The organism is Arthrobacter sp. H20, assembly GCF_000520515.1.
Lineage (GTDB): Bacteria > Actinomycetota > Actinomycetes > Actinomycetales > Micrococcaceae > Arthrobacter_D.
Genome location: NZ_KI914729.1, coordinates 1 through 14262, shown reverse-complemented (window position 1 = coordinate 14262; position 14262 = coordinate 1). Strand labels below are relative to the sequence as shown.

14 protein-coding genes are annotated in these 14262 nt (G+C 62.5%); 13 read left to right on the top strand and 1 reads right to left on the bottom strand.

Annotated elements, in window-relative coordinates; translation table 11 throughout:
• The first annotated feature begins 358 nt into the window (after window positions 1-358).
• From Y703_RS0109385 to Y703_RS0109365, 5 genes are read left to right on the top strand one after another with little or no spacing between them, the layout of a single operon-like run.
• Window positions 359-1489, top strand: a complete 1131-nt coding sequence (locus Y703_RS0109385; protein WP_216698888.1) for an ATP-grasp domain-containing protein — start codon at window positions 359-361, stop codon at window positions 1487-1489.
• Window positions 1486-3240: an IucA/IucC family protein gene (locus tag Y703_RS0109380; protein ID WP_035764480.1), complete on the top strand. Its 1755-nt coding sequence runs from the start codon at window positions 1486-1488 to the stop codon at window positions 3238-3240. Before Y703_RS0109385 ends, Y703_RS0109380 begins: the two co-directional genes overlap by 4 nt.
• Window positions 3240-3434: a hypothetical protein gene (locus tag Y703_RS0109375; protein WP_026552486.1), complete on the top strand. Its 195-nt coding sequence runs from the start codon at window positions 3240-3242 to the stop codon at window positions 3432-3434. The genes Y703_RS0109380 and Y703_RS0109375 overlap by 1 nt, the downstream gene beginning before the upstream one ends.
• A complete protein-coding gene (locus Y703_RS19095) occupies window positions 3431-5227 on the top strand; it encodes an IucA/IucC family protein (RefSeq protein ID WP_216698887.1) in 1797 nt (598 codons plus the stop codon). The genes Y703_RS0109375 and Y703_RS19095 overlap by 4 nt, the downstream gene beginning before the upstream one ends.
• Window positions 5228-5229: 2 nt before the next feature.
• Window positions 5230-6453: a type III PLP-dependent enzyme gene (locus Y703_RS0109365; protein ID WP_081743478.1), complete on the top strand. Its 1224-nt coding sequence runs from the start codon at window positions 5230-5232 to the stop codon at window positions 6451-6453.
• A 605-nt stretch (window positions 6454-7058) separates the two neighbouring features.
• On the opposite strand, the gene Y703_RS0109360 is transcribed toward Y703_RS0109365, so the two are convergent.
• A complete protein-coding gene (locus Y703_RS0109360; RefSeq protein ID WP_026552484.1) occupies window positions 7059-7631 on the bottom strand; it encodes a recombinase family protein in 573 nt (190 codons plus the stop codon).
• A gap of 556 nt (window positions 7632-8187) precedes the next feature.
• Here Y703_RS0109360 and Y703_RS22645 point away from each other — a divergent pair.
• From Y703_RS22645 to Y703_RS0109325, 8 genes are all read left to right on the top strand, one after another.
• Window positions 8188-8358 (top strand): hypothetical protein, encoded by a 171-nt coding sequence (locus Y703_RS22645; RefSeq protein ID WP_216698886.1) that lies wholly within the window; start codon window positions 8188-8190, stop codon window positions 8356-8358.
• Between the two features lie 123 nt (window positions 8359-8481).
• Window positions 8482-9801, top strand: coding sequence for a hypothetical protein (locus tag Y703_RS0109355; protein WP_026552483.1), 1320 nt, complete (start codon window positions 8482-8484; stop codon window positions 9799-9801).
• A gap of 134 nt (window positions 9802-9935) precedes the next feature.
• Entirely contained in the window at window positions 9936-10274 is a 339-nt protein-coding gene (locus tag Y703_RS0109350) for a PadR family transcriptional regulator (RefSeq protein WP_216698885.1), read from the top strand.
• Window positions 10271-11272, top strand: coding sequence for a hypothetical protein (locus Y703_RS0109345; RefSeq protein WP_026552481.1), 1002 nt, complete (start codon window positions 10271-10273; stop codon window positions 11270-11272). The genes Y703_RS0109350 and Y703_RS0109345 overlap by 4 nt, the downstream gene beginning before the upstream one ends.
• 62 nt (window positions 11273-11334) lie before the next feature.
• Window positions 11335-12084 (top strand): phosphotransferase, encoded by a 750-nt coding sequence (locus tag Y703_RS0109340; protein WP_026552480.1) that lies wholly within the window; start codon window positions 11335-11337, stop codon window positions 12082-12084.
• 197 nt (window positions 12085-12281) lie between these two features.
• Window positions 12282-12662: a hypothetical protein gene (locus Y703_RS0109335; protein ID WP_026552479.1), complete on the top strand. Its 381-nt coding sequence runs from the start codon at window positions 12282-12284 to the stop codon at window positions 12660-12662.
• Complete coding sequence (locus Y703_RS0109330; protein ID WP_026552478.1) at window positions 12659-13462, top strand: hypothetical protein; 804 nt, start codon at window positions 12659-12661, stop codon at window positions 13460-13462. The genes Y703_RS0109335 and Y703_RS0109330 overlap by 4 nt, the downstream gene beginning before the upstream one ends.
• A 241-nt stretch (window positions 13463-13703) precedes the next feature.
• Window positions 13704-14084 carry an NUDIX domain-containing protein gene (locus tag Y703_RS0109325; RefSeq protein ID WP_026552477.1) on the top strand — a complete coding sequence of 127 codons (381 nt, stop codon included), beginning with the start codon at window positions 13704-13706 and terminating at the stop codon, window positions 14082-14084.
• Window positions 14085-14262 lie beyond the last annotated feature (178 nt).

The following is a 14262-nucleotide window of genomic DNA, read 5'->3' as shown; positions in this document are numbered from 1 at the left end:
GGCGAGCCTGTCCTTGAGTCGATTCGAACGGAGCATGTGTTTTCCTGTCTGAGGTGGGCCGCCCGCGCGGGTGCCGGAGCCGATCGGGAGGACTGGACAAGGTAAAGACATATTACGAAAGACTTTTGTGCGCAAATTATGGCGGCATGTTACATGCCTGCCCACCCCTCGGATTGACTTCCACATCCCTATTCGAGTTAGTTTAGCCTTGCCTAATAAAACTTAGTCGGGCTTGGTCTGACTGCGACGCAAGGAGTCCGTCACGCCGTGCCTTTACCTCACCGCAATTAACCCCACTGACGCCGTCACGAAGGGTTTCCTGCCCGCCGCGGCGGCAATGGGCATCCCGGTCGTCATCTTGACCGACGACCCCGTGGCTCATGCTGCAGCCTACGCCGGGATAGCTCATGCGCCACTGGCCGTTGAGCAGACCGAGGTGCACGATGCCGGGGCCGTAGCAGCGCGTGTCCTGGCGCTCGAACCCAGGTACGGGCAGGCACGCGGACTACTCAGCAACAGTGACCACCTGCAGACTCAGACGGCCATGGCCGCCGAGCTGCTGGGCCTGCCCGGGAAGGATTGGCACGCAACTCTTCGCTGCAAGAACAAGTTCCTCACCCGCCGGGCGTTGTCGTACATCGGCCTGGACCATGTTGCCAGTGTCGAGCTCGGCCCGGGGGAAGATCTGTCTGCCATTACCGCGGAGCTGGTGTTCCCCGCAGTGGTCAAGCCCCGCGAAGGAGTGGCCAGCGAAGACGTCCTGCTGGTGCGAAACCTCGATGAACTTCAGGCGCAAGTGGAGAGGATCCGGGAGCGACGCGGCGACGCCGCCCTAATCATTGAGGAATACCTCTCCGGCGAGCTGCACACCTACGAGACGCTCGGTGACGGCCATACCCTTCAACACTTTGGTTCGTGGCGGACCACGCTTGGGGATCCGCCGTACTTCACCGAAACCGGCCGTGACTGGGTTCCGGCCCTACCCGAAGAGGTCGAACAGGGCCTGCTGGCCCAGATCAAGGCTCTGGGGGTGGGACTCGGGGCCTGCCATACCGAATTCGTCGTCGACGGCGGCCGGGCCCGCATCATCGAGGTCAACTATCGGCTGATCGGCGACACGATGGACCTGATCTGCTCAGAACTGCTCGGCGTCGACATCTTCGCCGCGGTCATCCGGCTGCATCTCGGCGAGCCGCTTCCGGACGGACTGCCGCGCCCGGCCGAGCTGGGCCGGCAGGCACGCATCCATTATGTGACGGCCGATCGTGAAGGCACCCTCTATGAATCGCCCGCCGAGCTGTCCGCGGATCTTCCCGGCGGAGTGAGGCTGGGTCACCGCAGGCTCCGCGACCCGGGTGTCTCGGCGCCGCTGCACGGCACCAACCGCGATTACCTTTCGGTGGTCCATGCACTGGGGCCGTCCGTGGAGTCCGTCCGGACCGCCGTCGAGGACTTCGTCGGTTCGAGTCGATGGAGCGTTGGGGCATGAACCCCGCAGCTATCGCAAGCCTGGACACAACCGCGGGGTTGCTCGCTCGCGTCTTGGACGCCCTGTTGCGTGAGGATCATTTGGGACTCCAGAGCAATGGCCATTCCGTCCCCGCGCCGGACGGGCACGCCGGGCACGCCGACTGGTGGAGCGCCCCGTTGCCTGGCGGCCGCGTCGCCTATCTATCCGTGCGCGACGACGGTTTCCTCGCCGACCACTCCGTGGCCGACTCCCTGCTGGCAGTTGACGAAGGATCCGGGAAACTGCGCGTCGAGTCCACGCTCGACGGCGTCCTGGCAGCACTCGCGCCGCGCGATGACGCCGAGGCCGAGGCCGGGTGGGTGGCATTCACCGAGGAGTGCCGGCAGACGGCAGAGGTGTTGCGGCTGCACGATGCCGCCGGCCCCGCCTTGCAGGGAAGGCTTGCTGCCGGAACGGAGCAGGGATTTTCAGGGCTCCTGCAGCATGAGGCGCTTGCGGCACTCCGGGACCACCCTGTGCATCCGACCGGCCGTTGCCGCTGGGGTATGGACGAGGATGAGCTGCGCAGTTACGCCCCCGAATATCTCCCCGAATTCGCCTTGAACTGGACCATCGTGCCGCGCAAGCGACTGCGGTTCTCCGGTTCTCTCACACAGGGCCGTCCGGACTGGTGGCCTGCACCGTCCGGACTGGGCTTCGACCCAGACTTGGACCGGGACCACGTGGCCATGCCCGTGCACCCGCTCACCGTAGCCCGAGCCGGGCTGACCGCCGTTGCTGCGGCCGGGCCACTCGTCGTGCCGACGTTGTCGACCCGCACAGTCGCCCTCTCCGCCAATCCCGGTGTCCACCTCAAGCTGCCCCTGCCGACGGCGACTCTCGGCCAGCGGAACCGGCGCACCATCAAGCCGGGCACACTGGCCGTCGGGGAGCAGGTCCAGCACCTGTTGGCCGAGGTACTGGGGCAGGAGCCCCGGCTCGCAGCGAAGATCCTGTTGGCGGACGAGTCGGTCTGGGCCGACAGCGACAGCGACTTGCTGGCGGTGCTCGTGCGCAGGTACCCTGCCGAGGTTGCCCAGGACACCCTGGTCCCCGTAGCCGGACTCCTGGCACAGGACCCGGCCCGGCCGGAGCGCCGGATAGTGGAAGCGCTGGCCGCGCAGGCAGGCGGAGGCGTCGCTGAATGGTTCGACGCCTACTTCTCCGCCCTGCTGGACTGGCACGTGGCACTGTGGCTGCGCTACGGCATCGCCTTGGAAGCCCATCAACAGAACATCACTGTTGCCCAGGGGCCCGGCGGGCTGCGGCTCGTCTACAAGGACAACGACAGCGGGCGCATCGATTGCTCCCGCGCATCTGCAGCCCTTGGCCGCCCGGTGCGCTCGGAGGACTTCGCCGACTCGCGGATCGCTGTCCAGGATCCTGCGGAGCTCGCCGACATGGTCACCACCATCACGCTGCATCTGTGCGTCGCTGCCCTGGTGGTTGAGGAAGCCGGCGAGGACCGACGTCGTCGGGCAGAGCTGCTGGGCCTCGCCCGCGGCCGCCTCCTGGAAGCGGTGGAGCGGTGGTGCGATCCCGGCGACGCCGGATCCCGACAGGCTGCGGAACTGATGCGTTCGAGTGTGCTCGATGCCGACCGTCTGCCGATCAAGGCCATGATCACGGCTGGAACTCTGCTCCCCAAGGAGCGGCTTGGCTGTACGGACGTGAACAAGTACTACCTTCGCACGGGGCCCAACTATTTCAAGGCCACAGGATGGCAGTGATGCGCCGAAGCGAAATCACTGCAGTGGCAGGAGCCCACTTCGCTTCGGCTTTTGCAGCCTTCGGCCTCTTCGGCGCGGCTGTCCCGCTCGCTCTACCCGTCGTTGTCGGCACCATTCTCGCCCTCGCGTCCGGCAGGTTCGCTGCCGCGCGATCCCCCATAACTGTCAAGACACCCGAACGGAGTCTGAAGTGATCACACCAATCCTCACCAGACCGCGGCTTGCCAGCGAAGCGGACCTAACATCAGCGCATACGCTGCTTGGCTGCCTCATCCGCGAAGTGTCCGCCCCTGACGGCCAGATGTGGGTCGACGGCGGCCATCTGCTGCTACGCCTTCCGCACATCGGCAGTCTCCTCCGTGCCCGCCTCCTCCGGGTCTCCACCGTGGCAGCCCACCGTTTCGCCGGTGCCATCCAGCAGCAGGACGCTGCATCGGGATCGTGGGAGGACATCGACCTCCAAGAGCTTGCTGCTCTCGTTACGGCCGAACTCACCGCCCGCACCGGGGAGGACAATGAGGAGTTCGCAGCCCAGGTCCTTGCCAGCCGCGACAGCCTCGCCGACATCCTCGACGCCCGCCCGGACGTCCCGGTCCGCACGATCACTGAGCCGCTCGCTGCCTTCATCGATTCGGAGCAGTCACTCATCGCCGGGCACCCGCGCCACCCGGCCCCGAAATGGCGTTCCGGGGACGCCGGCAAGTGGCGGCAGTACTCGCCGGAGACCCGCACAGCTTTCCCATTGCACTGGCTCGCAGTGCCGGAAAACCTCGTATTCGAGCAGTCCGTTGGCGGTGGCTTCGATGAGCACGCCTCGACCAACCGGCTGCTGGCCAAAGCGGCTCCGGACGTGCCCGCCGGCCACAAAGCCTTGCCGGTGCACCCGTGGCAGCACCGGTTGCTGAGTACCGACAAGGAACTTGGCCCGGTCCTGTCCGCGGCAGTGGCCGACGGTACGATCCTGGACCTCGGCCAGACAGGCCTGCCCTTCCACCCCACGGCCAGCGTGCGTACCCTCTACCAACCGGAAACGGATGTCTTCCTCAAGACAAGCCTGAACGTCCGGATCACCAATTGCCTGCGCAAAAACTCTGTATACGAGCTCTCCGGCGCCGTCGAGCTCACCCGTTTGCTACGTGAACCCTTGGCCGAAGTCGCCATAATGCACCCGAATTTCACGCTGCTCGAGGAGCCTGCCGCGCGCAGCGCCCAGCTGCCGGAAAGCTACGGAACCCCGGAGCAGCGGCTGGCGCTCCTGGAAGGACTCGGTACCATCGTCCGTACAGGCATCGCGGGCTGGACCCTACCCGGGCAGACCGTTCACCTCGCCGCCAGCCTCGCCGCCGCACCGGACCCGGCCGGCACCCGGACCCGGCTCTCGGACCTCGCGGACCCGGCGGATCCCCTGGCATGGGCCCGACAATGGTGGAAGAGATACGTCCAGCTGATGGTTCCGCCCCTGCTGCGGCTATGGGCCGAACACGGCATCGTCCTCGAACCACACCTACAGAACGTCCTGGCCGTTCTCGGCCCGGACGGCATGCCGCTGCAGATCCTTGCCCGCGACCTCGAAGGCACCAAGCTTGTAGGTAGCCGCCACACCGACGTCCTCGCCGCACTGCCTCCGGAGATCTCCGGAGCCGTTGCCTACGACGAGGAACAGGGCTGGAACAGGATCGCCTACTGCCTCTTCGTCAACCATCTGGCCGAGATGGCCGGCGCCCTGGCTGATCTGGCCCCGGAACCGCCCGGCTTCGAGAACGAACTATGGGACATTCTGGGTGGCACGGTTGCCGAGACGAGTGCTGCACTGGGCAATCCACCCCGGCTCCGCGCACTGCTCGCGGGAGTGCCCCTTCCTGCCAAGACCAATATGTTGATCCGCTGGCAGCGTCGCGCCGACAAGCTCGCGGGATACGTGGCGTTTCCCCACCCCTTTGGCAGCGCACTGACCGAGGAGCAGCGACGACCATCGCAGAAGAACTGATTTTGCGCCCGCAGGGGACGGCGCTGCCGGAGCGGGTCAGGGACGCAGCCTGCGCACTGGCCGACGGCGGCGGCGTGCCCGCTTACATTTACGACCTCGAGCATCTCGCGGGGCATCTGGCAAGGATCCGCTCGGCCTTCGATCAGGCCGGAGGCGGGATCGAGATCCTCCACGCCGTCAAGGCCAATCCCGATCCCCGGCTCCTGGCGGTCATCGGCGCCCACGTCGACGGCCTCGAAGTGGCCAGCGGGGGCGAGCTCGCCCACGTCCGTTCCCACCTGCCCGGGGTGCCGCTGGCTTTCGGCGGTCCCGGCAAGACCGACGTCGAACTGGCCGCAGCACTCGACGCCGGCGTCCACCGATTCCACGTCGAGAGCCTGCACGAGCTGCGCCGGCTCGACCTCTTCGCTCGGGTCGCCGGAACCGTGGCCCCGGTCCTTCTCCGGGTGAATATTCCGTCCGGGACCGCCGGCGACGGGGTTGCCGCCCTGACGATGGGCGGCGTCCCCAGCCCCTTCGGCATGGACCCGGCAGAGGCTGAAAAGGCCGCTGTCGAGCTGGCCCAGCTGCCCGGCGTCGAGCTGTTCGGCATCCACGCCCATCTGGCCAGCGGCCACGGACCCGCAGGCTGCGTCGCCCTGGCCTCATTGGTGCTGGACTGGGCCGCCGCGTTTGCCGCACGCCATGGCCTGGATGTGAGGGAGGTCAATGTGGGCGGCGGCATGGACGTGGACTACGCGGATCCGGACCGGGTGTTCGACTGGGACGAGTACGCGCGGCTCCTTGCGCCCTTGGCTGAGGCATACACTCCCCTGACGGTGCGCATCGAGCCAGGCCGCGCGATCAGCGCATATTCGGGCTGGTATGCCACTCAGGTCCTGGACCTCAAGCGCAGTCACGGGAAGGTCTTTGCTGTCTGCGCCGGAGGCACACACCATCTGCGCACTCCGGCGGCCAAGGGCCATAGCCAGCCCCTCGCCGTCGTACCCCGCCACGGGTGGGGGCGGCCCTGGCCTCGGCCGTCCGAAACCGGCACGGAGGTGACCTTCGTCGGTCAGCTGTGCACGCCCAAGGATGTCCTGGCGCGGGACATCGCCGTGCCGCGCTTGGCCGTGGGCGACGTCGTCGTCTTCGGCATGGCCGGCGCCTACGCGTACAACATCAGCCACCGCGACTTCCTCATGCATCCCGCGCCCGCGGTGGTGCACCTGGAACGAACAGTCTGAAGTGGCTGTGACAGGGGTTTGACTGGCCCCGGCCGGGCGGTTGACTATGGCCCCACCTGAGGACTCTCCAGGCCGGTTTTGACGGTTCGCCGTAGATGGCAGTCGTCGGCTGCGCGACCGTCTGGTTGGGGCCCACCCCAACCAGACACGACAGCTTTACGTCTCCGTTGGTTGGAGTGGTTTCGCGCATCGGTAGGAGCGGCCGTGCAGACGGCTTCGGACATTCCGTGCAGCCGTCTTCGGAAACTGTCACTTCGACGCTACTAGTCACGGGGCGGCTGATTCCCGTATGCCCTGTCCGAGAAAATGCCCGGTGAAGGCGCGACAAGCAGGACACCGATCTAACCGCAAGCCGGCTATCTGCCGTCTCGGAAAACAGAAGTTTAACGAGACACCTAAACGGAACCTTTCAACTGGGCCGTGAATCGCAGCGGTATTTGGCGTTGTTCTGTCAGCGCTATGTGGCGGGTCCAGCTCAGTGCTCAGTGCTTTCCCGTGGCCGCGGTGACCGCCATCGCGAGTGTTCGGCAAGAGTGCTCCGTAGAAACGTGCATCGCGGGCCACGCGCCCATCCCGGCCGTCCGTGGCATCTGCTTCGGTCCTCGTTAGAGCACGTCATTGCTTCCCATGCTCAGGTAGCGGTACACGGTGGCGCGGCTGGCCCCGATGATCTTCCCAATGTCAGCCGGGGCGAGGCCCTGGGCTTTCAGGTCCTGGGCTCGCTGGACTTGAGCATGGCCGGCAGTGACTTCCCGCCGCCCGGCCTTCCGCCCGTGTTCGGCGGCAACGGCCATGCCGGCTCGGGTCCGCTCGGCCAGCTGGTCGCGTTCGAGCTGGGCGAACGCGGACATGACGGTGAGCATGGCCCTGCCCATCGACCCCGTTGTGCTGACGCCTTCCGTGACGCTGCGGAAGTGCACACCCCGGTGTTCGAGGTCATCGATGAGAGCCAACAGGTTGCGGGTGTTGCGGCCCAACCGGTCCAATTTCCAGACCACGACTTCATCGCCCTCCCGAAGATGGTCGAGCATGTTGTCCAGTTCAGGCCGACTGGCCCTCGTTCCGCTCACACCGTGGTCGGTGAAAATCCGTTTGCAGCCCGCGGCCGCCAACGCCGCGCGTTGCAGGTCCGCGTTCTGGTCCAGGGTACTGACCCTGGCATACCCAACACTTCCCACGCCCACTCCCCTATCAGCTCATCAAAGGCCACAATCGGCTTTGTTGAGAATAGTCTATGTGAGACACATTGCTGATACACGACACGGCTGCGAGAACCGCCGCGAATGCTGGACCTCGCTCGACCACCATCGGACCGATCACAACGTCCTGACAAAGGATCCTTTGCTGAGATGGCCAGAAGGCGACATGTCCGAAGTCAGACAGTCCCTACACCGGCGACCATGTACCAACCGCGGTGCGTTGACCGGTTGAGACCACCATCCCTTCAGCCACCCCCGCTCAGCTAACCGAAAGGGTTTTCCGTCGTAGCCCAAGAGACCTAGCTTTCCAGTGGCCGACTGCTGCGCCTCCTGCCCACATGTGCACGGCAAAAGCTCCCCCACGCTCCGCTGCTTTTCCCGCACACACCTGGACAGCAGGAACCAAGGACCCGCCTGCACACACCCACCTGAGTCACCGACACGAAAAAGCTCACTCAAGCAAGCGGTGGACGTGCGCAGCCCCCTTCACGCCGTGCCCCCGACGACAAGACCTCAGGATCTAATAGGACCAAGAGTGGCAATAGAAACAGGCACCGGAGAAGCGGGCCCAGGCTCTTGGCGGGCCATCCACCTGTGGGCGGGTGGAGCCCAAAGGACAGAGCTCAAAGCCGTCCACCTGCGGATGAAACGCCACAACGATTCACGATCGAAACCGCGAACGGGCATCGAAGGCATGCTGCTGTAACCGGGGAACGCTCCAATTCGACCTGTCGCGTTGGGGTGTACCTCTACGCCGCACCTTTGTTCGGCCCTTGGCCAGAGGTGTGATCGACGAGGCGTCACCGCCAGTAGTGGCAGGATACAGATCATGGACGTAAGCCGGGCACCAACGGGAGAACGACAGCGCAACGCAATACTCGAGGCGATTCGTCAGGACGGCGATGTTCGGGAGAAGCACTTTCTCGAGGTGAAAAGTTCCTTTGACCTCAATTTGAAAGAGGATTGCGCTAAAGTCGCAAAGTTCATTCTGGGTGCAGCAAATCGGCCCGTTGATCTAGCGGCTCGTGCTTTTGGAGGTTACGCCGTGATGGTGCTCGGTGCCGAGAAGGGCCGAGTAGGCGGAGTTCCTGCTGGGCTAGAGATACTTGCTCTGGGGCAGAAGATCGGCCGTTACTTCGGTACAAGTGGCCCGCAGTGGGACCTTGAACGGCGTCCTGCCGATGGGCCAGGCACAGAGGCGCTTTTCATCCTGATTGAACCTCCCCGGCAGGGTGACCCAGTGTATGTATGTCGAAAAGATTTCACTGGAAGCAATGCATCCTCCACTCTTCGGGATGGTGACGTGTACGTCCGGGGTCAGGGAGAGACAAGAAAGGTTGACTCAGCGGATCTAGACCGTTTGTTCGCGCGAGCCCGCCAGCGAACGGTAACGGTGCCTGAGTTCGAGGTCAGCCTCGATAGTCCCGCGCATCTCATCCTTCCCTCCGATGGCGTCCGACAGCGAATCGTGGAGAATGCGATAGAGCAAGCGCGCGAGAAGTACGTAAAGGTGCAATCAGCCCCCTTCCCGAACGCAACCGTGGCCGCGCTAGCCATTTCCAATCCCATGTTTGGTGGTACTGAGTGGACCTCGGAGAGATTCGATAAGCGTGCCGAGGAGTGGGAAGACGAGCTCACCGACAACTGGTCAAGTATCTTGGACAAACTGGCTGGTGCAGTCCTGCCTGGGCCGAGGTTCAGCGTTCACAACACCCAGAGCCAATTTTTAGAAGCGGTCAGAGTCGACATCTTTCTTGAGAACGTACGCGGCGTCGACCACACCAACGTCGAGGATCTTGATAAAAACAAGCTGATCCCTCCCGTGGTTCGCTCCCGCAACCCTTATGGCATGGACCTCTTCGAGCCGATCGACTACTCGGGGCTGCGAGCCGCAAACAGTACCTATCCCCTTAGCTGGGATAACGAATTGGATGGGCTGCGAGTAATCATTGAACTTCCTCACCTTCGGCCGAGCACGCCGTGGGTTAGCGAGGATGACGATTTAGTTCTGCTGGCCACTTCGGAGTCAGTTAGAGCCCACTGGCGCGTCACGGCTCTCGGTTATAACCACGCATTCGAGGCCGATCTTGCTGTTCAAGTTTCCGAACCTCACGACTTCCGCTCCCTAATGCGCATGACCACGAGCTAAGGTTACTGGCGCAAGAACGGAAAAGGCCGCTGAGGGGTCCTACCACCATCGTTTCTAACCTTTCTGATGGTTGCGATCTCGCGACACGCCTCCACCTCTAGCAATAGTCATACGATATACATATAGTTCTCGTTATGAGTATCCGTGAAATGCGCGAACCTACCTTCCTGATCCTGACAGCCCTGGCGAGAGGTAAACACCACGGCTATTCCCTGCTGGCTGAGACGAAGAAGCTCTCCGGTGGCAGGGTGACGCTGCAGCCAGGCAGCCTGTACACAACCCTTGACCGTCTAAAGGAAGAAGAATTAGTGCAGGACGCCGGCGACGAAATCGTCGACGGTCGACTCCGCCGCTACTACACCCTCACCGACACAGGGGCCAAGGCACTAGAGCGTGAAATTAGTCGGCTGGAGTCCAACGCGGGCGCTGCACGGCTTAGCCTCCAGGCCCGGGCTGTAGGAGGAATGGCGTGAGCGATATGACCGCGCTCGAGGGCAGGTACCGCCTCGCGCTACGCGCCTACCCTGCACGATGGCGGGCAACACGTGGCGAGGAACTGGTCGGGGTGATGATGGACGTCGCAGCCGAAAAAGGTAAGACCAAAGCATCAACCGCGGAGCTCCTACATCTGGCCTTACATGGGCTGACTGCTCGCGTGAATCAGGCCCTTTCGGTGGTGCCACGTCGCCGACGCGATCGACTCGCTGCTGTCGGCCTCATCGCTGGCACCGCGCTGGCATTGATGATGCTGGTCCTTGGGGAGCTCGGGCGCTGGTTCCGCTGGAACAGCTACACCTTTGCCGATCACCCCTTCGGACCAGTCACAACCCCTGCTGCCATTGTTTTCCTCCTGGCCCTTGGCGCATTCCTTGCACAAGCGATAGGCCGGGACGGGTTGTCCAAATGCCTGCACGTAGTCACCATTCTGGCCAGTGTCGCCCTGGCTATCGTCATGGAAACTTCGGCCCCCACCATCGGGGTACCTCTCATCGTGTTTGTCTGTTTCACCGTCATGAGCCTTCTCGCCCTGGCAGGAAATCCCACACGGACGCCAGGGCTGCGCCAACTGGTCGTTGTAGGCTCACCGGCACTCGGCGTCATCATCACCCTCACCAGTTACCTCCAAGGCAGTGGATCACAGAAAACGTTCTGGCCACCCGATAACGTCGGCTTCATTGATGGATCCGTGCTCTCACGGTGGACTCTTGAGCTTGCGCTCATTGCGGCGCTGATCACCATCGCCGGCTCAAAGACCCGCCCATGGGCTTGCCTCATTCTGATCCCACTGACCTCCATACCCCTGTCCACGATGTTCATGACGCTCGGCGGCCGAGGGGGCGGACACATCACCATCGAACCAGCCATAGTCATAGTCCTATGCTTCCTCGCAGCTCTCATTAGCGCGTGGGCAGCATGGAAACGACCCATCCTTCTCTTCCCCACCAAAGAGATCAGACCACACGCGAAGTAGATCGGCGCTACTCAGGGTCTCCAAAATCCGTCGTGTGGGAGCTGCTCCAGTAGGCTTCGGGTGTGAGTGAGGAAGAGCAGCTAACCGGCGGTAATACTTCGGACAGTGTTGTTCGCGTGGGAAACACGGTGCGAAAACCCTGTCAAAAAAGATCCGCAGCAATCCAGAGCTATCTACAGGCACTTCGCGAAGCTGGAGTAGATGCACCAGAACCGTTGGGACAGGACTCCGACCACCGACACGTCGTCGAATACATCGACGGTGACCTCGCCCTGAACCAGCTGCCCCTCAGCATCGATGCCCTCATCCGCGTCGGTCGAATGGTCCGACAGATCCACGACGCCAGCGAAACATTCCCACTCCCCCACCGGGATGACTGGAACCTGCCCCTGCCGACAGAGGCACCGAATCTGATGTGTCATAACGACCTCGCCCCGTGGAACCTCATCATCGGAGAGCGATGGGTTTTCATTGACTGGGACGGATCCGGCCCCAGTACACGACTGTGGGACTTGGCCTACGCCGCCCAATCCTTTAGCTCTATGTTCGAAGGGCAACCAGTAGAAGAAGCCGCAGCAAACCTCAAAGCATTCATCGACGGGTACGACGCCGATATCGAAATACGCCGGGCCCTGCCTGACGCGATCAACCAGCGGACACAAGCCATGTACGAACTACTCGAAGAATCCCACCGAACAGGATTCCAACCCTGGGCCTCAATGTATGCCGACGGACACGGCGAACACTGGCGTGCCGCCTCCGCCTATGTGCGAAATAACCAAGACATCTGGAAGCAAGCTCTAAATATCTAACCCCAATTCACCGACATAAATGCAGCATCCCAAACCATCGTTCGGGACCCCCGCGGTTTGGTTAACGTCTCGGACGTGCTCGCCCTACCGGCAACACCCTGATACGTCACTTAGAACGCCGTCGAGCACTTGCTTCGCTGTCGCTTGGTTGTGTTTTTTATGTTGCTTTTAGTGTTGTCCCCTGCGAGAATGGATGCATGGAAACCACAGCGCGCGACGGGATCTACCTAGATTCAATCCGGATGGACATCCATGACATGGTGCGTGAGCTCAACGAGAATGTGGGCGCCACCGTCGTACAGACCATGGCTGGCGTGAAAGACCGCACCTCGCCGTATAAGTGGGCTCGGCCTGACGGTCCGGAGCCCCGCGCTGATGTCGAGGCACGGTTACGGCTTGGCTACCGAGTGTGGAGGACGCTCGAAAGAGCTGAGGGAAAACATATCGCGCTGGCCTGGCTAATGGGCGCAAATCCACGGTTGAACGAGGAGTTGCCCGTGCTGTACATCCAACAGCAGTCCAGTCGTGAGGTCCTTGGTGCTGCGGAGGCCTTTGTAAACGACACCTACGCCGCGTGACCACGCGAACCTGCACAAAGACGGGTCTTCGCCTCGTTGAGGCAGCAGATGAGAGGGGCTTCCGGGTTGCGAAGGACCGCTACGGTGCACTGTCCGTTCCGCAGAACACCATCGTGGGACCGCTGCCGATCACTTCCACCACTAAGGCATCACCAGATCGGCGCGGTCGATTCGACACCCTGGGATCAACTATCTACATTGCGGAGTCCAGTCGATGTGCCTACGCCGAGGTCTTGGTCGGGTTCCGGAAAAATAGGGCCGCGATCGCAAAAGCTGCTGAGTCCATTGGCTGGACCGTGGATGACTATATCGCGCAGGTGCTGGACGATGCCGAAACCAACGGGATCGACGTTCCTTGGGCTGTCTCAGTGGACTGGCAGATGGATCGTTCGATATACAGGATTCAGATGCCGGCCCGGGGATGGTGGGTCAAGATGGACCATCCCGACACTCTCGCCGCACTCGAAAGGCTGGCCCCCACAATGGCGGGGATGACCGAGGTGTTACAAGTACTCACAGCCGGGTCAATTAGCGGCGAGAACCGAGCCGTAACGACCCTTCTTGCCGAGGTCATCAGACAGCAGGTGCTCGATGACGGTTCCGAGGCGCTGGGCATCTCGTTCGCGTCCAAGACACTTTTCGGGCGCTGCTGGGCCTATTGGGACCACCGCTTCGATAACGGGCTACCCCCTGGGTCCAACGATATGCGCCAGCTCGCATCTGAGAACGTGGGCCCTGATCCGGACTTCGTACATGTCGCAACACACTACGATCTTCCGCTAGTAGGTCGCCACACCTGACTGCAGCGGAATACCGTACAGCTGGTAAGCGGCGATACCTGGACTCCGCCGTTTTCAGTCCTTGCCACGTACGCAAACGTAGGTGCGTGGCGGATTCAAAAGGGCACCAGTAACGAGACTGACAGCTCGGCGTGTTGCTGCACTGTTCTCGTCTGACTCATCGGTATCTCTGAACCCATCGTTATCGGCCACGTTTCGGAGCAAGCGGCAATATTGCACGTTTGGCTAGTACGGTCGAAGTATGAAGTGGACAGTCTCGGCTAAGGGCGTGCTGATCGATGACGGTTCGGTCCTCCTGGGTCTAAATGACCGGCACGAGTGGGAACTGCCGGGGGGTCAGCTTGAGGAGGGCGAATCGCTTCGTGAAGCAGTCGTGCGAGAGTTCGCTGAGGAAACCGGTCTGGCAATATCTGCTGGTGAAGTGATCCTGGCAGATATCTTTGAAGTCATTCCAGGCAAAAGAGTGCTAGTAATCGCGTTCCGGTGCTCAGCTCTGAACCCGCGTAGCGAGAAAATCGCTTTGTCCGCTGAACACCACGAGCTGGCCTGGATCTCGGTTGGAGAAATAGATAGCTTGCCCATACCAAAGGTCTATCAGCAAGCTGTTGCGGCGGCGATCTAACCCTCGTGCGATCTGCGCCGGTCGCGTCTCAGCTAGCGGTGAAGGTGTCTACGCCATTCAGCGCACACAGAATCCCGAAAGTTGGCAGACCTGGACCTAACTGCAATCGATCGTGTCGCACATGGGGCGCCCCCGCGGGGCATCTTCACCGGGCGGGGTAAACGGGCACTAGGACCCA

Coding starts and splice junctions, on each gene's coding strand:
- Y703_RS0109380 (WP_035764480.1), top strand. CDS start 1,486: ATGAACCCCGCAGCTATCGCAAGCCTGGACACAACCGCGGGGTTGCTC.
- Y703_RS0109375 (WP_026552486.1), top strand. CDS start 3,240: ATGCGCCGAAGCGAAATCACTGCAGTGGCAGGAGCCCACTTCGCTTCG.
- Y703_RS0109355 (WP_026552483.1), top strand. CDS start 8,482: ATGGACGTAAGCCGGGCACCAACGGGAGAACGACAGCGCAACGCAATA.
- Y703_RS0109350 (WP_216698885.1), top strand. CDS start 9,936: ATGAGTATCCGTGAAATGCGCGAACCTACCTTCCTGATCCTGACAGCC.
- Y703_RS0109335 (WP_026552479.1), top strand. CDS start 12,282: ATGGAAACCACAGCGCGCGACGGGATCTACCTAGATTCAATCCGGATG.
- Y703_RS0109325 (WP_026552477.1), top strand. CDS start 13,704: ATGAAGTGGACAGTCTCGGCTAAGGGCGTGCTGATCGATGACGGTTCG.